22 protein-coding genes are annotated in these 20216 nt (G+C 65.2%); 11 read left to right on the forward strand and 11 right to left on the reverse strand.

What is annotated here, in order from left to right; translation table 11 throughout:
• Position 1 precedes the first annotated feature (1 nt).
• The 7 genes from murA to ACOAPY_RS17625 form a co-directional block, all read right to left on the reverse strand.
• Positions 2-1267, reverse strand: a complete 1266-nt coding sequence (gene murA, locus ACOAPY_RS17595; RefSeq protein WP_142135603.1) for a UDP-N-acetylglucosamine 1-carboxyvinyltransferase — start codon at positions 1265-1267, stop codon at positions 2-4.
• A gap of 13 nt (positions 1268-1280) precedes the next feature.
• Complete coding sequence (locus ACOAPY_RS17600) at positions 1281-1520, reverse strand: BolA family protein (RefSeq protein WP_021701317.1); 240 nt, start codon at positions 1518-1520, stop codon at positions 1281-1283.
• A gap of 117 nt (positions 1521-1637) precedes the next feature.
• Complete coding sequence (locus tag ACOAPY_RS17605) at positions 1638-1946, reverse strand: STAS domain-containing protein (RefSeq protein ID WP_021701316.1); 309 nt, start codon at positions 1944-1946, stop codon at positions 1638-1640.
• Positions 1943-2593, reverse strand: coding sequence for an MlaC/ttg2D family ABC transporter substrate-binding protein (locus ACOAPY_RS17610; RefSeq protein ID WP_465154167.1), 651 nt, complete (start codon positions 2591-2593; stop codon positions 1943-1945). Before ACOAPY_RS17610 ends, ACOAPY_RS17605 begins: the two co-directional genes overlap by 4 nt.
• Complete coding sequence (gene mlaD, locus ACOAPY_RS17615) at positions 2590-3057, reverse strand: outer membrane lipid asymmetry maintenance protein MlaD (RefSeq protein WP_021701314.1); 468 nt, start codon at positions 3055-3057, stop codon at positions 2590-2592. The genes ACOAPY_RS17610 and mlaD overlap by 4 nt, the downstream gene beginning before the upstream one ends.
• Positions 3057-3854 carry a lipid asymmetry maintenance ABC transporter permease subunit MlaE gene (mlaE, locus tag ACOAPY_RS17620; protein ID WP_465154168.1) on the reverse strand — a complete coding sequence of 266 codons (798 nt, stop codon included), beginning with the start codon at positions 3852-3854 and terminating at the stop codon, positions 3057-3059. Before mlaE ends, mlaD begins: the two co-directional genes overlap by 1 nt.
• Positions 3854-4663 carry an ATP-binding cassette domain-containing protein gene (locus tag ACOAPY_RS17625; RefSeq protein WP_076584049.1) on the reverse strand — a complete coding sequence of 270 codons (810 nt, stop codon included), beginning with the start codon at positions 4661-4663 and terminating at the stop codon, positions 3854-3856. The genes mlaE and ACOAPY_RS17625 overlap by 1 nt, the downstream gene beginning before the upstream one ends.
• A 246-nt stretch (positions 4664-4909) precedes the next feature.
• Between ACOAPY_RS17625 and ACOAPY_RS17630 the strand changes: the two genes are divergently transcribed.
• From ACOAPY_RS17630 to ACOAPY_RS17675, 10 genes are all read left to right on the forward strand, one after another.
• Positions 4910-5884: a KpsF/GutQ family sugar-phosphate isomerase gene (locus ACOAPY_RS17630; protein WP_465154169.1), complete on the forward strand. Its 975-nt coding sequence runs from the start codon at positions 4910-4912 to the stop codon at positions 5882-5884.
• Positions 5885-6409 carry a KdsC family phosphatase gene (locus tag ACOAPY_RS17635; protein ID WP_465154170.1) on the forward strand — a complete coding sequence of 175 codons (525 nt, stop codon included), beginning with the start codon at positions 5885-5887 and terminating at the stop codon, positions 6407-6409.
• A gap of 9 nt (positions 6410-6418) precedes the next feature.
• Complete coding sequence (gene lptC, locus ACOAPY_RS17640; RefSeq protein WP_076584039.1) at positions 6419-6988, forward strand: LPS export ABC transporter periplasmic protein LptC; 570 nt, start codon at positions 6419-6421, stop codon at positions 6986-6988.
• Positions 6975-7520 carry a lipopolysaccharide transport periplasmic protein LptA gene (gene lptA, locus ACOAPY_RS17645; protein WP_021701308.1) on the forward strand — a complete coding sequence of 182 codons (546 nt, stop codon included), beginning with the start codon at positions 6975-6977 and terminating at the stop codon, positions 7518-7520. The genes lptC and lptA overlap by 14 nt, the downstream gene beginning before the upstream one ends.
• Positions 7520-8245, forward strand: coding sequence for an LPS export ABC transporter ATP-binding protein (gene lptB, locus ACOAPY_RS17650; protein ID WP_465154171.1), 726 nt, complete (start codon positions 7520-7522; stop codon positions 8243-8245). Before lptA ends, lptB begins: the two co-directional genes overlap by 1 nt.
• 140 nt (positions 8246-8385) lie before the next feature.
• Complete coding sequence (locus ACOAPY_RS17655; protein ID WP_465154172.1) at positions 8386-9888, forward strand: RNA polymerase factor sigma-54; 1503 nt, start codon at positions 8386-8388, stop codon at positions 9886-9888.
• A gap of 156 nt (positions 9889-10044) precedes the next feature.
• Positions 10045-10353, forward strand: coding sequence for a ribosome hibernation-promoting factor, HPF/YfiA family (gene hpf, locus ACOAPY_RS17660; protein WP_021701305.1), 309 nt, complete (start codon positions 10045-10047; stop codon positions 10351-10353).
• Positions 10354-10366: 13 nt separating this feature from the next.
• On the forward strand, positions 10367-10831 hold the full coding sequence (gene ptsN / locus ACOAPY_RS17665) for a PTS IIA-like nitrogen regulatory protein PtsN (RefSeq protein ID WP_465154173.1): 465 nt from the start codon (positions 10367-10369) through the stop codon (positions 10829-10831).
• Between the two features lie 14 nt (positions 10832-10845).
• Complete coding sequence (gene rapZ / locus ACOAPY_RS17670; RefSeq protein ID WP_076584031.1) at positions 10846-11703, forward strand: RNase adapter RapZ; 858 nt, start codon at positions 10846-10848, stop codon at positions 11701-11703.
• Between the two features lie 8 nt (positions 11704-11711).
• Positions 11712-11984 (forward strand): HPr family phosphocarrier protein, encoded by a 273-nt coding sequence (locus ACOAPY_RS17675; RefSeq protein ID WP_076584028.1) that lies wholly within the window; start codon positions 11712-11714, stop codon positions 11982-11984.
• A gap of 54 nt (positions 11985-12038) precedes the next feature.
• Here ACOAPY_RS17675 and pmbA read toward each other — a convergent pair whose 3' ends face one another.
• On the reverse strand, positions 12039-13385 hold the full coding sequence (gene pmbA, locus ACOAPY_RS17680; protein ID WP_465154174.1) for a metalloprotease PmbA: 1347 nt from the start codon (positions 13383-13385) through the stop codon (positions 12039-12041).
• Between the two features lie 89 nt (positions 13386-13474).
• Between pmbA and yjgA the strand changes: the two genes are divergently transcribed.
• The gene (gene yjgA / locus ACOAPY_RS17685; RefSeq protein WP_061903394.1) at positions 13475-13996 is read left to right on the forward strand and encodes a ribosome biogenesis factor YjgA; all 522 of its coding nucleotides are present in this window, start codon (positions 13475-13477) and stop codon (positions 13994-13996) included.
• Between the two features lie 36 nt (positions 13997-14032).
• On the opposite strand, the gene tldD is transcribed toward yjgA, so the two are convergent.
• The 3 genes from tldD to ACOAPY_RS17700 are packed head-to-tail and all read right to left on the reverse strand — an operon-like array spanning position 14033 to position 20210.
• Positions 14033-15490 carry a metalloprotease TldD gene (gene tldD, locus ACOAPY_RS17690; protein WP_465154175.1) on the reverse strand — a complete coding sequence of 486 codons (1458 nt, stop codon included), beginning with the start codon at positions 15488-15490 and terminating at the stop codon, positions 14033-14035.
• Positions 15487-16341 carry a carbon-nitrogen hydrolase family protein gene (locus tag ACOAPY_RS17695; protein WP_465154176.1) on the reverse strand — a complete coding sequence of 285 codons (855 nt, stop codon included), beginning with the start codon at positions 16339-16341 and terminating at the stop codon, positions 15487-15489. The genes tldD and ACOAPY_RS17695 overlap by 4 nt, the downstream gene beginning before the upstream one ends.
• 44 nt (positions 16342-16385) lie before the next feature.
• On the reverse strand, positions 16386-20210 hold the full coding sequence (locus ACOAPY_RS17700; protein WP_465154177.1) for a YhdP family protein: 3825 nt from the start codon (positions 20208-20210) through the stop codon (positions 16386-16388).
• Positions 20211-20216: the final 6 nt, after the last annotated feature.

Consider the following 20216-nt stretch of genomic DNA (forward strand, 5'->3'; position numbering starts at 1 on the left):
ACTAGCCCGGCACGCGGCGGATCTTGGCGCCGAGCAACTGCAGTTTTTCCTCGATGCACTCGTAACCACGGTCGATGTGGTAGATGCGGTCGATCAGGGTTTCGCCCTCGGCCACCAGCGCGGCGATCACCAGGCTGGCGGAGGCGCGCAGGTCGGTGGCCATCACCGGAGCGCCTTTGAGCGCCGGCACGCCAGTGACGATGGCGGTGTTGCCTTCGACCAGAATCTGCGCGCCCATGCGGTTCATCTCGTAGACGTGCATGAAGCGGTTCTCGAACACCGTCTCGATGACGGTGCCGGTGCCCTCGGCAATGGCGTTGAGGGAGATGAACTGGGCCTGCATGTCGGTCGGGAAGGCCGGGTACGGCGCAGTACGCACGTTGACGGCCTTGGGACGCTTGCCCTTCATGTCCAGCTCGATCCAGTCCGGACCGGTGGTGATCTCGGCACCGGCTTCCTGCAGCTTGGCCAGCACGGCCTCGAGGATGGTCGGATCGGTGTCTTTCAGCTTGACCCGGCCACCGGTGGCGGCCGCGGCTACCAGGTAGGTGCCGGTCTCGATACGGTCGGGCATCACGCTGTAACGACCGCCACCAAGGCGTTCGACGCCGTCGATGACGATGGTGTCGGTGCCGGCGCCGCTGACCTTGCCGCCCATGGCATTGATGAAGTTGGCCAGGTCGACCACTTCCGGCTCGCGCGCGGCGTTTTCCAGTACGGTGCGACCCTTGGCCAGGGCGGCAGCCATCATGATGTTCTCGGTACCGGTCACACTGACGATATCGAAGAAGAAGTGTGCGCCACGCAGGCCGCCTTCCGGCGCCTTGGCCTTGATGTAGCCGCCCTCTACATCGATCTTGGCGCCCATGGCCTCGAGACCGCGGATGTGCAGGTCAACCGGACGCGAACCGATGGCGCAACCGCCGGGCAGCGCCACTTCGGCCTCACCGAAACGGGCGACCATCGGGCCGAGTACCAGGATCGAGGCGCGCATGGTCTTGACCAGCTCGTAGGGCGCGACCAGGGTCTTGATGGTGCTGGCGTCGACTTCGACCGAGAGCTTCTCGTCGATGATCGGCTGCACGCCCATGCGGCCGAATAGCTCAATCATGGTGGTGATGTCGTGCAGGTGCGGCAGGTTGCACACGGTGACCGGGGTATCGGCCAGCAGGGTGGCGGCGAGGATCGGCAGCGCGGAGTTCTTCGCGCCGGAAATGCGGATTTCGCCGTCGAGGCGGATACCGCCGGTGATGATCAGTTTGTCCATTCGGGTCTCGGGCTCAAGAACGCTCGGCCCAGGAGGCCTGGCTGAAGAATTTCATGGTCACGGCGTGGATGGCGCCACTGGCGATCCACTCGTTGAGGTGGGCATAGATCTGTTGCTGGCGCTTGACCGGGCTGAGCGCGGCCAGTTCGTCGCTGATCAGGTTCAGCTGGAAGTTGCAGCCTTCGCCTTCCACCTCGACACGGGTGTTGGGCAACTTGGCCTCAAGGAGGTTCTTAACTTCTACGGCCTGCATGCTCAACCTCGATCGGCGCAAAAGAATTCATGGGCGGGCCAAGGCTCGCGGGTCGGCAATCATACAAAAAAGCCCCCCGCCTGCGAAGCCCGGCAGACGGAGGGCTCTGCTGCGGGGTCAGGCCGGCAGGTCGAGCAGCTCGTGCAGACCGGAAACCCGGGCGATGCCCTGCATGTCCTGCGGCAGTCCGCGCACCTTGAGGCTTTTGCCGGCGGCCCTGGCATCACGCATGAAAGCGAGCAGCAGGGACAAACCGACGCTGCTGGACTTCTCCACGGCGGCGCAATCGAGGACCAGGGCGCTGGCCGCACTGGCCGCGATCAGTTGCCGCCCCTGCTCACGCAGAGCCGGCCCGCTGCGATAGTCGAGCACACCGCTGAGCAGCAGCTCGCCGCCGGCACCCTGACGAATGGCGGTCTCGCTCATTGGCCACTCGCCTGCTGACCTTCGGTGCTTTCCTTGGCCTTGGCCACCACTTCGGCCCAGCCATCGATGGTGCGGTCCAGGTCATTGCCGTTGCGCTGCATGCTGTCGGCGAACTGATCGCGGAACAGCTTGCCGACGTTGATGCCATTGATGATCACGTTGCGCAGCTTCCACTGCCCATCGAGCTGCACCATGGTGTAGGAGACGGGGTAGACGGTGCCTTTGCTGTCACTGACTTCCATGCCGACACTGGCGCGGTCGGCGCCTTCGACCTTGGCCGGCAGCACGCGGATGTTCTGATTGTCGTACTCGAGCAGGGCGTTGCCGTAGAACTGCATCAAGCTGCGCTTGAAGTTGTCTTCGAAACGCTTGAGCTGCTCATCGCTGGCGCGACGCGAATACTTGACGGTCATGATGCTGCGCGAGATGCCCGCGCTATCGACCACCGGCCCGAGAATGCGCTCCAGCGTATCGTAGAAGGCCTGTGGGTTCTGCTGATAACCGGTTTTGTTGGCCTTCAGATCACCAATCAGCTCGTCGGTGGTGCTCTTCACCACGTCATGCGCGGTCGGCGCCGCCGCCGCCACCAGGGGCAGGCTCGCCAGCAGGATCAGCAGGCCGCGACGCAGGAGATTGAGGGTGTTCATTTGCTGTCCTTGTTCACCGAGTTCATCAGGAATTTGCCAATCAGGTCTTCCAGTACCAGCGCCGACTGGGTGTCGTGAATGGTGGCGCCGTCCGCGAGCAGATCTTCCTCGCCGCCGACGCTGATGCCGATGTACTTCTCACCCAGCAGGCCGGCCGTGAGGATGGACGCCGTGGAATCGAGCGGCAGGTTGTCGACCCGCTTTTCGATCTCCATGGTCACGCGACCGGTGTAGCTGTCGCGATCCAGGTCGATGGCGGTGACCTTGCCGATGGTCACGCCAGCCATGGTGACCTTGGCCCTGACAGTCAGACCAGCAATATTGTCGAAGTTCGCATACAGCTTGTAGGTGTCACCCGAACTCGTGGCCGACAGGCCGCTGACCCGCAGGGCAAGCAGCAGCAACGCCAGCAGTCCGGCCAGCAGGAACAGGCCGACGCCGATTTCCAGGGAGCGGCTTTGCATCAGAGATCTCCAAACATCAGGGCGGTCAGAATAAAGTCGAGGCCGAGCACGGCCAGGGAGGCGTAGACCACGGTCTTGGTGGTGGCACGACTGATGCCTTCCGAGGTGGGCTCGCAGTCATAGCCCTGGAACACGGCAATCCAGGTCACCACGAAGGCGAACACCACGCTCTTGATCACACCATTGAGCACGTCTTCGGTGAATTGCACGCTGTTCTGCATGTTCGACCAGAACGAACCTTCATAGACACCCAGCCAGTCGACAGCAACCATCGCCCCGCCCCAGATGCCGACCACGCTGAAGATCGCGGCCAGCAGCGGCATGGAGATGAAACCGGCCCACAGGCGCGGGGCGATGATGTACTTGAGCGGGTCGACGCCGATCATTTCCAGGCTGGACAGCTGCTCGGTGGACTTCATGTTGCCGATCTCGGCGGTCAGCGCCGAGCCGGCACGCCCGGCGAACAGCAGGCCGGTCACTACCGGGCCGAGCTCGCGCAACAGGGTCAGGGCAACCATCTGCCCGACCGCCTGCTCCGAGCCGTAGCTGGTCAGGATGTTGTAACCCTGCAGCGCCAGCACCATGCCGATGAACAGCCCGGCGACGATGATGATAGGCAGCGACAGCACGCCCACCGAATACAGCTGTCGGATCAGCAACTGGCCGCCGTTGCGCAGACCACTGCGACCGAACAGCGAACTGAGCAGGAACAGGGTCGAACGCCCCATCGCCTGCACCACATCTATACCCGCGCGCCCAAGCAGGGCTATGCGTTCAACAGGGGACTTCCTACGCATCAGCGCGCTCCCAGCAAATCGTCGAGGTAGCCCGGAGCCGGGTAGTGGAAAGGCACCGGACCGTCCGGTATACCCTTCATGAACTGCTGAATGCGCGGGTTGGTTGAGTTCATCAGCTCAGCCGGCGTGCCCTGCCCCAGCACCTGACCATCGCCCACTACGTAGATGTAGTCGGCGATGCTGGCGGTCTCGGCCAGGTCGTGGGACACCACGATGCTGGTGATGCCGAGGGCATCGTTGAGCAGACGAATCAGGCGCACCAGCACACCCATGGCGATGGGGTCCTGGCCGACGAACGGCTCGTCGTACATCAGGATCTGCGGGTCGAGGGCGATCGCCCGGGCCAATGCCACGCGACGCTTCATGCCGCCAGACAGCTCATCCGGCATCAGCTCGACGGCGCCACGCAGGCCCACGGCCTGCAGCTTCATCAATACGATGTCGCGAATCATCTCGTCGGACAGCTGGGTGTGCACGCGCAGCGGGAAGGCCACGTTCTCGAACACATCCAGGTCGGTAAACAGCGCCCCACTCTGGAACAGCACGCCGAACTGCTTGCGCATGTCGAACAGATCGCTGCGCGACAGGCTCGGCAGGTTCTGTCCGTTGACCCAGACCTCGCCACTGGCCGGCTTGAGCTGGGCGGCGATCAGCCGCAGCAGCGTAGTCTTGCCACAGCCGGAGGGCCCCATGATGCCGGTGACCTTGCCACGCGGTATGCGGATATCGACATTGTCGAAGATGTTGCGCGCGCCACGCTTGAAGGTCAGGCCCTTCAACTCGACGGCATAGGCATTCTCGGCGCTCATCCAAACTCCTTGTTACACGGACCTTCCCGGGTCAGACGCCACAACCCGCGACGGGGATACCTGGCGCCGCAGTCAGGGCCGAACAGGGCGCGGAATATAGCATCGGCGGGGCCTGCAGCCCAAGCCACTGCAACCTTTTCATAACAAATGGTCACAAGATGCAATGACGGCAACGCACTTCAGGTGAGCCAAAGCGGCTTTGTCGTTATACTCGCTTCCTTTTGTGTCGAGTCCCGCGAAGTACCCATGAGCCAGACCAGCGACCTGATCCAGTCCGCGCAACGCACCATTCGCCTCGAAGCCGAGGCCGTCGAAAGCCTGCTGAGCCGCATCGACGCCGACTTCGTGCGCGCCTGCGAAATGATCCTGACCTGCAAGGGCCGCGTCGTAGTGGTCGGCATGGGCAAGTCCGGGCACATCGGCAACAAGATCGCCGCCACCCTGGCCAGCACCGGCACACCGGCCTTCTTCGTGCACCCTGCCGAGGCGAGCCACGGCGACATGGGCATGATCACCAAGGAAGACGTGGTGCTGGCCCTTTCCAACTCCGGTTCCACCGCCGAGATCGTCACCCTGCTGCCGCTGATCAAGCGCCTCGGCATCCAGCTGATCAGCATGACCGGCAACCCGGAGTCGCCACTGGCCAAGGCTGCCGAAGTCAACCTGGACGCCCGCGTCGCCCAGGAGGCCTGCCCGCTCAACCTGGCACCGACCTCCTCCACCACCGTCTCCCTGGTGATCGGCGACGCTCTGGCCATTGCCCTGCTGGAAGCCCGAGGCTTCACCGCCGAAGACTTCGCCTTCTCCCACCCGGGCGGCGCCCTTGGCCGACGCCTGCTGCTCAAGGTGGAGAACGTGATGCACGCTGGCGAGCGCCTGCCACTGGTGTCACGCGGCACCTCGCTGCGCGATGCGCTACTGGAAATGACCCGCAAGGGCCTGGGCATGACCGTTATCGTCGAAGCCGACGGCAAGCTCGCCGGCATCTTTACCGACGGCGACCTGCGCCGCACCCTGGACAAGGGCATCGATGTGCGCGATGCCAGCATCGACCAGGTAATGACCTTGCACGGCAAGACCGCTCGCGCCGAGATGCTCGCCGCCGAGGCACTGAAAATCATGGAAGACCACAAGATCAACGCGCTGGTGGTGGTGGATGACGAGGACAAGCCGGTTGGCGCCCTCAACATGCACGACCTGCTGCGCGCCGGAGTGATGTAAATGACTGCCGACCTGCTGCAACGCGCCAAGGGCGTGAAACTGGCCATCTTCGACGTCGACGGTGTACTCACCGACGGCCGCCTGTACTTCCTCACGGACGGCAGCGAGTTCAAGACTTTCAACACCCTGGACGGCCACGGCATCAAGATGCTGATCAACTCCGGGGTGCGCACCGCCATCATCAGCGGACGCAAGACCCCGGTGGTCGAGCGCCGCGCCCAGAACCTGGGCATCCAGCACCTGTACCAGGGCCGCGAGGACAAGCTTGTCGTTCTGGATGAACTGCTCGGCGAGCTGGGCTTATCCTATAACCAGGTCGCGTATCTGGGTGACGACCTGCCCGACCTGCCGGTGATCCGCCGCGTCGGCCTGGGCATGGCCGTGGCCAGCGCCGACAGCTTCGTGCGCCAGCATGCGCACGGCGTCACCGCCGCCCGCGGCGGCGAAGGTGCGGCACGCGAATTCTGCGAGCTGATCATGCGCGCCCAGGGCACGCTGGAAGCCGCCCAGGCTGCCTACCTCTAGGAATCACCCATGAACGGCAAACTGCGCAATTACGTGATCGGCCTGCTGGCGGTAGCCCTGATCGGCGCCCTCGGCTACTGGAACGTCCGCCCGGAAAGCTTCATGGAGCGCCAGGCGGCCGCCGAATCCGACACCACCATCGACTTCTATGTGGTCGGTGCCAGCGCCCAGCAGTTCCAGGCAGACGGCCAACTGCAGTACGAAATGACCGCCACCAAGCTGGAGCACATCAAGGCCAGCGACATCACCCTGGTGGAAAAGCCCGATCTGCAACTGTACCGCGGCACCCAGTACCCCTGGCATGTGCGCAGCGACAAGGGCGAGGTCGCACCGGAGGGCAAGCAGGTCGAGCTGATCGACAACGTGCGCATTGCCCGCACCGATGCACAGAACCGCGCCACCGTGATCACCACCAGCCGCGCCACCGTATTCCCAGACAAAGAATATGCGCAGACCCAGCAAGCCGTTAGAATCGAGGCCGCCAATGGGGTGACCACGGCACAGGGAATGAAAGCGTACATGAACGACGGCAAGATCAGCTTGCTGTCCAACGTAAGAGGCCAGCATGAGGTTCGTTAAAACCTTCCCCCTACTGCTCAGCCTGGGCGCCGCGCTCGGAAGCGCCAGCGCCTGGGCACTGCCCAGCGACCGCGACCAACCGATCCGGGTGCAGGCGGACAGCGCAGAACTGGACGACAAGCAAGGCGTGGCGGTGTATCGCGGCGGCGTGGTGATCACTCAGGGCACCCTGAAGATCACTGGTGACACCGTGACCATCACCCAGGATGCCAATGGCGAAATCGAGGTCTTCACCTCGGTGGGCAAACCGGCCTACTACGAGCAGAAGCCTTCCGCCGACAAGGACATCGTCAAGGCCTACGGCCTGACCATTCAGTACTACGCGACCAACGAGCGCATCGTGCTGATCGATCAGGCCAAGGTGATCCAGCAGGGTAATACCTTCGAAGGCGAGAAGATCGTCTATGACACCCAGCGCCAGATCGTCAACGCCGGCCGCGCCACGGGTAGCAATGTCTCGATGCCACGCCCGCGGATCGACATGATCCTGCAACCGCGCAAGAAAGACGGCCAAGCGGGGCAGGCGCAGTAATGGCGACTCTCAAAGCCCAGCACCTGGCCAAGAGCTACAAGGGCCGCCAGGTGGTCCGCGACGTCAGCCTGTCCATCGACAGCGGCCAGATCGTCGGCCTGCTCGGCCCCAACGGCGCCGGCAAGACCACCTGCTTCTACATGATCGTCGGCCTGGTCCAGGCCGATCAGGGCCGCGTGCTGATCGACAACCAGGACCTCAGCCACCAGCCCATGCATGGCCGCGCCCGCTCCGGCATCGGCTACCTGCCGCAGGAAGCCTCCATCTTCCGCAAGCTGTCGGTGGCCGACAACATCATGGCCATCCTCGAGACCCGCAAGGACCTCGACCGCGCCGGCCGCGACAAGGCCCTGGAAGCCCTGCTGCAGGAATTCCACATCAGCCACATCCGCGACAGCCTGGGCATGAGCCTGTCCGGTGGCGAACGGCGCCGCGTAGAAATCGCCCGCGCCCTGGCCACCGAACCGAAGTTCATCCTGCTCGACGAACCCTTCGCCGGCGTCGACCCGATTTCGGTGGGCGACATCAAGCAGATCATCCACCACCTCAAGGCCAAGGGCATCGGTGTACTGATCACCGATCACAACGTGCGCGAGACCCTGGACATCTGCGAGACCGCCTACATCGTCAACGACGGCCAGCTGATCGCCGAGGGCGATGCCGAAACCATCCTGGCCAACCAGCTGGTCAAGGAAGTCTACCTGGGGCATGAATTCCGTCTGTGAGCCGAGCCCCGTGCGAGGCTTGCGCAAAGGGCTAGAATCATTCAAGGTCAGGCATATAATTTGCTTCCTAGGGCGGTTCGCCGCCCTGCAGTGGATGGCGCCGCGCGCCGGCAAGTGAACAAGGTACCCAGCCCCACACCATGAAACCGTCGCTAGTCCTCAAGATGGGCCAGCAGCTGACGATGACTCCGCAGCTGCAACAGGCTATCCGTCTCCTCCAGCTCTCCACCCTGGACCTGCAGCAGGAAATCCAGGAGGCCCTGGAATCCAACCCCATGCTGGAACGTCAGGAAGACGGCGAAGATTTCGACAACTCCGACCCGATGGCCGATGCGGCCGAACAGGCCGGAACCACTCAGCAGGACAACTCGAACTTCCAGGACAGCACGGTCGCGGTCAACAACAACGAAAGCGCCGAAGACGGCGACTGGCATGACCGCATTCCCAGCGAACTACCCGTCGACACCGCCTGGGAAGACGTCTACCAGACCAGCGCCAGCAGCCTGCCGAGCAACGATGACGACGAGTGGGATTTCACCACCCGCACCTCCGCCGGCGAGAGCCTGCAGAGTCACCTGCTGTGGCAACTGAACCTGGTGCCGATGTCCGACAAGGACAAGCTGATCGGCGTCACCATCATCGACTGCATCAACGACCAGGGCTACCTGGAAGAGAGCATCGACGAGATCGTCGAGTCCTTCGACCCGGAACTGGAGGTCGAAGCCGACGAGGTCGAGGCCGTACTGCATCGCATCCAGCACTTCGAGCCCGCCGGCATCGGCGCCCGCGACCTGCGCGAATGCCTGCTGCTGCAACTGCGCCAGCTACCCGCCAACACACCCTGGCTGAGCGAAGCACAGCGCCTGGCCAGCGAGTACCTCGATGTCCTCGGCAGCCGCGACTACAGCCAGCTGCTGCGCCGCATGAAGCTCAAGGAAGACGAGCTCAAGCAGATCATCGAGCTCATTCAAAGCCTCAACCCGCGCCCGGGCTCGCAGATCGAGGCCAACGAGCCCGAGTACGTGGTGCCGGACGTAATCGTGCGCAAGCACAACGAGCGCTGGCTGGTGGAGCTGAACCAGGAGGCGGTACCGCGTCTGCGCGTCAATCCGCAGTACGCCGGTTTCGTCAAGCGCGCCGACTCCAGCGCCGACAACACCTTCATGCGCAACCAGCTGCAGGAAGCACGCTGGTTCATCAAGAGCCTGCAGAGCCGCAACGAAACGCTGATGAAGGTGGCGACGCAGATCGTCGAGCACCAGCGCGGCTTCCTCGACTACGGCGACGAGGCGATGAAGCCTCTGGTCCTGCACGACATCGCCGAGGCGGTGGGCATGCACGAGTCGACCATCTCGCGCGTCACCACGCAGAAATTCATGCATACCCCGCGTGGCATCTACGAGCTGAAGTACTTCTTCTCCAGCCACGTCAGCACTTCCGAAGGCGGCGAATGCTCGTCCACCGCAATCCGCGCCATCATCAAGAAACTGGTGGCCGCGGAAAACGCGAAAAAGCCGTTGAGTGACAGCAAGATCGCTGGTTTACTGGAAGCACAGGGCATTCAGGTAGCCCGCCGCACTGTCGCCAAGTACCGCGAATCGCTCGGCATAGCACCATCCAGCGAACGCAAGCGACTGATGTAAGCGGCCCTGAACGGAAGGCTTCTGCACCACCGTACCAGCGCCAGATACCCTGCATGGGGGAAGCATGGCCCGCAGTGCACCAGCCCTTTCAGCCAACGTGTTACGGCGGCAGACAAGCTAGTCTGTCTCTTACACCAGGCAACAAGGAGAAGCGGTATGCAAGTCAACATCAGTGGACATCAACTGGATGTGACCGACGCTCTGCGTGACTATGTCGGCGAGAAGTTGAGCCGGCTGGAACGCCATTTCGACAAGATCACCAATGTGCAGGTCATCATGGAGGTCGAGAAGCTGAAGCAGAAGATCGAAGCGACCCTGCACATTGCCGGCGGTGAAATCGTGGCCAACGCCGAGCACGAAGACATGTATGCGGCCATCGACCTGCTGACCGACAAACTCGACCGACAACTGATCAAGCACAAGGAAAAGCAGCTGGGTCGCCTGCAAGGCGCCACGGCTCGCTGACACCACCCCCCTCATGATCCGACTCGAAACCATACTGACTCCCGCACGTTCTCTAGTGAACGTGCCGGGAGGCAGCAAGAAACGTGTACTCGAACAGATTGCCAACCTGGTTGCCCGCGATCTCACCGATCTGGACGCTCAGGACATCTTCGAAAATCTGATTGCCCGCGAGAAGCTCGGCTCCACCGGCTTCGGCAACGGCATCGCCATCCCGCACTGCCGCCTGCCGGGCTGTCAGGCGCCGATCAGCGCCGTACTGCACCTGGATGCGGCGGTGGACTTCGATGCCATCGACGGCGCGCCGGTCGATTTGCTGTTCGTCCTGCTGGTGCCGGAAGCGGCCACCGATGAGCATCTGGAGCTGCTCCGGCAGATCGCCAGCATGCTCGACCGCGCGGATGTGCGCGACCGTCTGCGCCAGGCACAGAGCAACGAGGGCCTGTACCAGGTCGTGGTCGACGTCCAGAGCGGCCACTGAACACGGGGGGCGTCATGCGTCTGATCATCGTCAGCGGTCGTTCCGGCTCGGGCAAGAGCACTGCCCTCGACGTGCTGGAAGACAACGGCTTCTACTGCATCGACAACCTGCCGGCCGGCCTGCTGCCTGACCTGGCCGAGCGCGCCCTGTTGCAGACCGAGCTGCTGCATCCGCAGGTCGCCGTATCGGTGGACGCGCGCAACCTGCCCAGTCAGCTCAAGCGTTTTCCCGAACTGCTCGACGAGGTGCGCGCCCGTCATATCCAGTGCGACGTGCTGTATCTCGATGCCGACGAGGAGACCCTGCTCAAGCGTTTCTCCGAGACCCGCAGGCGCCACCCGCTGACCAATGAAGATCGCGCCCTGGCCGAGGCCATCCGCGACGAGGCCCTGCTGCTGGCGCCGATCATCGATCTGGCCGACCTGAAGATCGACACCACCCACCTCAACCTCTACCAGCTGCGCGACAGCATCAAGTTGCGCCTGCTGAACAAGCCGGAACCGGGTACCGCCTTCCTGGTCGAATCGTTCGGCTTCAAACGTGGCATGCCGGTGGACGCCGACCTGGTGTTCGATGTGCGCTGCCTGCCCAACCCATACTGGAAGCCGGACCTGCGCGACATGTCCGGCCTGGAGGCACCAGTGGCGGAGTACCTGGCGGCACAACCGGATGTCGAGGAGATGTACCAGGACATCCAGGCCTACCTGAACAAGTGGTTGCCGCGCTTCGCCGCCAGCAACCGGGCCTACGTGACCGTCGCCATCGGCTGTACTGGCGGCCACCATCGCTCGGTGTACCTGGCCAATCGCCTGGGCGAGGCCCTTAAACCCGTACTGAAGAACGTCCAGGTTCGCCATCGCGACCTCGGCTAAGGACTGCAATGCCCACCCGCGAGATCACCATCATCAACAAGCTCGGCCTGCACGCGCGCGCTGCCGCCAAGTTCGTCGGCGTGGCCAGCAGCTTCCCCTGCCAGGTCCGCGTGGGCCGCTCGCCGGAAGCGCTGGTAGACGGCAAGAGCATCATGGCGGTGATGATGCTGGCCGCCGGCAAGGGCACCAGCCTGCACCTGTCTAGCGAGGGCGAACAGGCCGACCAGGCACTGGACGCCCTGGCGGCGCTGATCGACAACAAGTTCGACGAAGGCGAGTGAACGCCGACTCATGAAAAAAGGGGCCCACGGGCCCCTTTTTCGTTGCGCAGCCGATCAGCTGCCGGCGACGGTCATGCGCTCGATCAGCACCGAGCCGGTGCGAATATTGCCGCGCAGCTCCAGGTCGCAGCCAACCGCGACGATCTGGCGGAACATATCCTTGAGGTTGCCAGCGATGGTCACTTCCTGCACCGGGAACTGGATCTCGCCATTCTCCACCCAGAAGCCGGCGGCGCCGCGCGAGTAGTCGCCGGTGACCAGGTTGAGCCCCTGCCCCATCAGCTCGGTCACCAGCAGGCCACGCCCCATACGCTTGATCAGGGCCTGCTGATCCTCGTCGCAATGGTTGACGAACAGGTTGTGCACGCCCCCGGAATTGGCCGTGCTGGGCAGGCCCAGCTTGCGCCCGGAATAGGTGCCGAGGACATAGGACACCAGCTCGCCGCCAGCGACGAAGGGCTTGGCATAGGTGGCCAGGCCATCGCCATCGAAGGTCGCGCTACCCATGGCCCGCGGAATGTGCGGGCGCTCGTCAAGGTTCAGCCACTCGGGGAACAGACGCTGACCCAGCGCCCCTTCGAGGAACGAGGAATGGCGGTACAGGTTGCCGCCGGAAATGGCTGCGAGGAAATGCCCGAACAAGCCGGTGGCCAGTTCCGCGGCAAACAGCACCGGCACCTCGCACGTCGGCACCGGACGCGCACCGAGGCGCGCCACGCTGCGCTCAGCGGCCTTGCGCCCGATCGACAGCGGATCGGCGAGCAGCTCGCCCTGGCGGTTGACGTCATACCAGTAGTCGCGCTGCATCTGCCCCTCGCCCTCGGCGATCATCACGCAACTGAGGCTATGCCGGGTGCTGGCATAGCCGCCGACGAAGCCATGGCTGTTGCCATAGACGCGGCAGCCCTGATGGGTGCTGAGGCTGGTACCGTCGGCGTTGCTGATGCGTTTGTCGGTGGCGAAGGCCGCCGCCTCGCAAGCCAGGGCCAGTTCCACCGCCTGCTCCGGCGCGATGCCCCAGGGGTGATAGAGGTCCAGATCCGGCAGTTCGCGCGCCATCAGCGCGGCGTCGGCGAGGCCGGCACAATCGTCCTCGGAGGCATGCCTGGCGATAGCCAGGGCCGCCGCCACCGTCTCGCGAATGGCCGCCTCGCCGCTCGCCGAGGTGCTGGCCGATCCCTTGCGCTGGCCGACATACAGGGTGATGCCGAAGCCCTGGTCGCGGTTGAACTCGACCGTCTCGACCTCGCCCTGGCGGACCGTGGTGGACAAGCCCTGCTCCATCGACACCGCCACTTCACAGGCGCTGGCGCCCTGGCGGCGCGCCTCGGCGATGATCTGCTCGACCTGCGCCTGCAGGTCCGGCAGGGCCTGAGGGCCCACTGCTTGTGCTGAACTCATGTTGCACTCCAACGACGGGAGGCCGGTCCGCTGCGGACAGGCTCCCCCTGACTGGTTATCATGACAGCGTTTCCATCCGGACCGCCCCCATGGCTGATTCATACGACGAAGACTTCTCCGGCGAGAAGAGCAAGACCCAGATCAAGCGCGAACTGCACGCCCTGCAGGATCTCGGCGCCCGCCTGACCACCCTCAAGCCCGAGCTGATCGCCAAGCTGCCGATCACCGACGGCCTGCGCAAGGCCCTGGCCGAAGCCCCTAAACACACGGCCAATGCCGCCAAGAAGCGCCACGTCCAGTTCATCGGCAAGCTCATGCGCGACCAGGACATCGACGCCATTCTGGCGCTGATCGACCAGGTCGACAGCTCCACCCGCGAATACAACGAGCGCTTCCACAATCTGGAGCGCTGGCGTGACCGCCTGATCGCCGGCGACGACAGCACCCTGGAGAGTTTCGTCGCCGACTATCCGGAGGCCGACCGCCAGCACCTGCGCAGCCTGATCCGTCATGCCCAGCATGAAGCGGCCCACAACAAGCCGCCCGCCGCCGCGCGCAAAGTCTTCAAATACATCCGCGATCTGGACGAGGTCCAGCGCGGCCTGCGTTAACGCCCCGGATCACCAGGCGCGTCCCGCACCGGCGCCTCAGGCGCCGGTGCCGCCCACGGTGATCGCGTCGATCTTCAGGGTCGGCTGGCCGACGCCCACCGGCACCGACTGACCGTCCTTGCCGCAGGTGCCCACACCACTGTCCAGCGCCAGGTCGTTACCGACCATGGACACCCGGCTCATCGCCTCCGGCCCGTTGCCGATCAGGGTCGCGCCCTTGACTGGCGCGGTGATCCTGCCGTCCTCGATCAGGTAGGCCTCGCTGGTGGAGAACACGAACTTGCCGCTGGTAATGTCGACCTGGCCGCCGCCGAGGTTGGCGCAGTAGATGCCGCGTTTCACCGAGCGGATGATTTCTTCCGGATCGCTCTCGCCGGCCAGCATGTAGGTGTTGGTCATGCGCGGCATCGGCAGGTGCGCGTAAGACTCGCGCCGGCCGTTGCCGGTCGGGGCCACGCCCATCAGGCGTGCGTTCAGCTTGTCCTGCATGTAGCCCTTGAGCACGCCGTTCTCGATCAGCGTGGTGCACTGGGTGCGGGTGCCTTCGTCGTCCAGGCTCAGCGAGCCGCGGCGGCCCGCCAGGGTGCCATCGTCGACGATGGTGCACAGGCTCGACGCTACCCGCTCACCGACCTTGCCGCTGTAGGCCGAGCTGCCCTTGCGGTTGAAGTCGCCCTCCAGGCCATGACCGACTGCCTCGTGCAGCAGCACGCCGGACCAGCCGGCGCCCATCACCACCGGCAGGGTGCCGGCCGGCGCGGGAATCGCCTCCAGGTTGACCAGCGCCTGGCGCAATGCCTCGCGGGCGTAGCCCTTGGCACGCTCCTCGCCGTGCTGATCGAGTTCGAGGAAGTAGCGATAGTCGCTGCGCCCGCCACCACCGTGACCACCGCGCTCGCGGCGGCCGTTGTGCTCAACGATGACGCTGACGTTGAAACGCACCAACGGACGGATGTCGGCGCCCAGGCTGCCATCACTGGCAGCCACCAGCACATGGTCCCAGACCCCGGCCAGGCTGACCGTGACCTGCTTGATGCGCGGATCGAGGCTACGGGTGAACTGGTCGATGCGCTTGAGCAGCTCGACCTTCTCGGCACGCTCCAGCACTTCCAGCGGGTTGTCCTGGGCATACAGCGCCACCACCGCCGGGCTGGCGAAGGCCTGCACGCGGCCCTGTTGGCCCGCGCGGGCAATCGAGCGAGCGGCGCGCGCCGCCTGGCTCAGGGCCTCGGCATGGATGGCGTTGCTGTAGGCGAAACCGGTCTTCTCGCCAGACTGGGCGCGCACGCCAACGCCCTGATCGAGGTTGAAGCTGCCTTCCTTGACGATGCCGTCCTCCAGCACCCAGGACTCGGAGACCTGGCTCTGGAAGTACAGATCGGCGGCGTCGATGCCGGGGCCGGCCAGTTCGCCGAGGATCGCCGGCAGCTGCTCGATGGTCAGGTTACCAGGGCTCAGCAGATGACCGCTGACGCGGCCGAGGATATCGCTCATGGTTGCTCCGTGGGCGCCGGACCGGGTTGTTCCGGCGCGATGAATCGTCTGTGAAGGGCCACCGGCATGCGCTGGCGAATCGCCGCCTGCTCGGAGGCATCGCGGCTGGCCAGCAGCACCGCCTCACCCAGGGGCTGTTCGGCGAGCACACGGCCCCAGGGGTCGATGATCGCCGAATGGCCGAAGGTCTCACGGCCACCCGGGTGGCTGCCGCCCTGTCCTGCCGCCAGCACATAGCACTGGGTTTCAATGGCGCGCGCGCGGGTCAGCACCTGCCAGTGCGCCGCGCCGGTAACAGCGGTGAAGGCCGCCGGTGCGCTGATCAGCTCGGCGCCCGCCTCGCGCAGGCGGCTGTACAGCTCGGGGAAACGCAGGTCGTAGCACACCGTCAGGCCGAGCCGGCCGACCGGGGTGTCGGCCACTACCACGCGTCCACCGAAGGCATAGTCGTCCGACTCGCGATAGCGGCCGCGCGCATCGGCGACATCCACGTCGAACAGGTGCAGCTTGTCGTAGCGGGCGGCGCGCTCGCCGTGCTCATCGATCAGCAGGGAACAGGCATGTGCCTTGGCGCTGGGCTGGCCGTCTGGCGGCAGGGGAATGGTGCCGGCGACTATCCACAGGCCCAGATCATGAGCGCTCTGGCGTAGCCAGGGCAGGATCGGTCCCTGGCCTTCGGCCTCGGCACGGCCGAGCGCGGCCAGGTCGCGGCGACCCATGGCGGCGAAGTTTTCCGGCAGCACGGCAAGACGCGCCCCCGCCTCGGCGGCCTGCTGCAGCAGGCGGTGAGCGGCGGCAAGGTTGGCCAGGACATCGTCCTGGCTGACCATCTGGATTACGGCGAGGGACATGGAAACTTCCGTCCGATTGATACCTGCATCCTACCGCAAGTCACTCAGCGCGGCTTCTCGAACGGCTTCTCGAAGCTGATCTCCGGGTCCTGCCAGGGCCCCTTGACCTTGTACTGCACGCTGGCGAAGCGGGCCACGCGATCCCCCAGCAGCTTGTCGGCAATGAACAGCGCGCCGCCGACGGCCGGCGCACCGACAATCAATGCGGCCAGCGGCAGGTTGTTGGTCACCGGCAGGGTCACCAGCAGCTTGGCATCGATCTGCTCACGTGCCATGTCCAGAGTACCGTTCAGCTCCAGGGTGCTGGATGGACCAACGACCTTGAGTGGCTCGCGAGTCTGGAAAACGCCATCCTGGCCGACCAGCAGGGTCTTGGTGGTGTCGTAGCTGAAGCCCTTGCCAAGCAGGTCGGAGAAGTCCAGGCGCAGGCGACGGCTGATCGAGTTGAAGTTGAGCAGGCCGAACACGCGCAGGGCCGAGGCCGAGCCCTGCACTTCGACGAACTGACCCTTGCGCAGGCTGGCATCCAGACTACCGGACAACCGTTGCAGGCCGAACCAGGCGGGCGAGCCAGGCCAGCGGGTATCCATGTCCAGGCGGAAACGCTCGCTGGTGGCGCTCGGCGCATAGCCCCAGGCGCTGAGGATATCGGCCAGGTTCTTGCCCTCGATACGCCCCTTGTACCAGCTGGCACTGCTACCGGCAGCGCCTTCCCAGCCCAGCTCGCCACCGACCTTGAGCCCCTTGAGGTCAAGCTTGAGTTCACTGAAGCGCACGCCCTGCGGAGAGGGCCGGGCCTTGAGCGACCAGGCGCCGATCAGCGCATCGCCCTGCATCACCCTGGCGATGCGCACATCCACTGCGGGGATCTGCCGCGGGTCGACCGTCGCCAGCGGGTCGGGCTTGTCCGGCACCGGCGCGCCAGCCTCGGGCGGCTGGGCCGGCGGAAAGCTGAGACGGGCCAGGTCGATGTCGATGGGCGCGCCTTTGGCATCGGGCAGGCCGACCCTGCCTTCCAGCAGGGCACTGCTCAGGTCGAGTTGCCAGCCGCCCTGCACCGGTGCCAGCTTCACGCCCAGATTATCGACCTGGGTACCGAAGCCACTGAATTGATCGATGCGCAAATCAGCTCCGGCAAACAGCTTGCGATTCTGCCCGTCACCGGCCAGCGCCTGGTAGGGCTGTAGCGCCGCCTGCCAGGCACTCCAGTCGAATTCGGCGAGACGCCCGCTGACCCGCAACCCCGCCGTGCTCGGCAGGCGCGCCGGATCGCCGCCCAGACGCAGCTCACCACGACCATTGCCGAACTGCCCCGGCGGCGCGGCCAGCGCCAGGTTGGCCAGGCCGCCATGGTCCAGCCAGTAGCGCCGTTCCGGGCCCTGCAGGGTCATACGCCAGCTGGTGCTGCGCTCAGCCGCGGCAGGCTTGGCGAAGGGAGCCGGCAGGTTCACCGCAAGCCCCTTGAGGTTGGAGTCGACGCGCAGCTGGCTGTCGCCGCCATCGAGAATCAGGCTCAGCTGATAGGGCAGCTCACCACTGAGCGGCAGTGGCTGCGTGACACCGAGCCAGCTGCTCAGGCGATTCAACGCCACCCGACCATTGACCTCAATACGGCTGCGCGCCTTGCCGCGCGCGCCCTGCGCCAGGGCACGCCCACGCACCGCATGCCCGAGCACCTGGGCGCGAATATCCGGTGCGCTGAGGCCGCTGGCGCTGTTGAAACGGAAGGCTCCAGCAAGCTGGCTCAGCTCCAGCTCGGGGGTACTGATCTTAAGCTGTGCCCCCTGGGTGGCGAAGTCCACCTGGATCTGCGGCTTCTGCCCCTGGCTCAGGGGGATATCCAGTTTCAACTTGCCGCTCAGCGGCCCCTGCCCCTGCCAGCCGGCGAAGGTCTCGGCCGTACCGATGGGCGCTTCCTGGAGAATCTTAAGGGCATCGGGCAGGCTGCTCTCCAGCTCGCCCGCCAGCGCCAGGCGCGGTGGCTGGCCGTTGGCGGCCTTGGGAATGCTGACCGTCACGTCGCGGACCCGGCTATCTAGAATGCGGGCTGCAGGCACGCGCACGTCGACGCCATCGTCCTCGATCAGTACTTCGCCGCGCGCCTCGCGCAGGCTCGGCCAGCCAGGCTGGAAAGCCAGCTCGGCACCGTTCACCAGAAAATACAGGCTGATGCTGCGAGCCGCCTCGTCGGCGCCCTTGGCCAGCGAACCCTGGTACTGGAACCAGCCATCCTCGATATGCCCGGCGCGAATTGCCGTCTGCAGCCAGTCGGCCAGGGCCGGGCTCAGGCCCGGCGAGCGGGTCGGCAGGTACTTCTTGGCCTGCAGCGCATCGCCGTCCTTGAGACCGACACGCAGGTCCATGTAGTCCTCTTGCGCCGGGTCCTTCTTTAGCCGGACCAGGAAATCGCCCGCTACCCGCCCCTCGTCGCCCACCACCTGCAGGTACGGGCTCTGCAGGGTGAAACCCTCCTCATCCAGCTCCCACAGCAGGCGCGCGCCCGCCTGGCGGTAGCGCCACATCTCGGGGAACAGCTCCGGGAAGTGCAGGCCGAAGTTCTCGCTGGCGGTCAGCCCTTCGCCGCTACCAAGGTCGCCGCGCACGCTGCCGCTGGCATTCTCTACCGCCGGCGAGCCATGCCAGGCGCCGATGCTGACGCGCTCCAGGTTGGCCGAATAACGCACCCGCGTGGCGTCGCTCAGCTGCGGACGGTAGTCGAGCTGCACGTTGCGCAGGGCGCCACTTGGCCGCAGCGCTTCCAGGGCCTCGGTAGCGGCATCGGGCAGCGGCGCCAGGGCCAGAATCACCGGGCTCAGGGGGGTCAAGTCGAGGCGGTCGGCACTGAGCGCCCAGCGCTGCACCTGCCCCTGGACATCGAGTTGCTGGCTCAGGGCCAGTTGCACCTCGCCCCAGCGGGTATCACCCAGACTCAACGCCAAACCGTCCACCAGCAGATCGAAACCGTCCGCACGCCGCTCGAAATAGGCGCTCAGCGCCAGATCGCTGACCTGCACGGCCTTGCGCTTGCCGTAGGCGCCGCGCACTTCCGGTGCGTGCAGGCGGGCCGCGCCACGCTGCACCTGGCCGGCAACCCACTGCAACCAGAACTCGCCGCCGGCCTGGGCGCGGTCCAGGTGCCAGTCACGGGTGAGCCCGGCCGGCAACCAGGCGGCCCAGTCGCTCTGCGGCAGGCTCAGGTAGGCGTCGGCCTTGCTCGCGCGCCAGTCCTGGCTGTCCAGCTGGACCTTGAGGTCGAAGGCCAGCGGCTGGCCGTCCGGCAGCCGCAGGCGACCATCGAGATGCTGGCGCACGCTGCCGCTGCGCAGTGTCAGGTCGATGTAGGTCAGGCTGAGAGGTTCACGCCCGCGCGGCTCCAGAGTCAGCTGGCTGCCCAGCAGCGATACCTTGGCGACCATCTGCAGCGCATCGATCAGCTTCTGCGGCTGCGGCGCTGCGGCCGGCTCGCGCTGCGGCAGGCCCTCGACCGTCCAGCGCCCGTCCTCGGCCTGGCGCAGGCTGAGCTGCAGGCCCTCCAGCTGCAGGTTGGCGATACGCGGCTGCCGAGCCAACAGACTGGCGAGCACATCCGGCACCACCCGCACCTGGTCGAGGCGCACCACGTCGGTGCCCTCGCCGAGCTGCACGTCATGCGCGGTGAGGATCGGGTCGAAGCCGCTCCAACCGCCTTCCAGATGGCCGATCGACAGTGGCATGCCCACTGCCGCCTGGGCTCTGACCTGAACTTCATCGCGGTATTCGGCGACCAGCGGCACCAGCTCTCGCCCCAGGCTCACATAGAGCGCGGCGAGCACCAGCAGCATGGCGCAGAGGCCAAGCGTCGCGCGCAGCAGTCGAATCAGCAGGCCCATTCAGCG

The sequence above is a fragment of the Pseudomonas stagnisoli genome, assembly GCF_048595745.1.
Classification (GTDB): domain Bacteria; phylum Pseudomonadota; class Gammaproteobacteria; order Pseudomonadales; family Pseudomonadaceae; genus Aquipseudomonas; species Aquipseudomonas alcaligenes_A.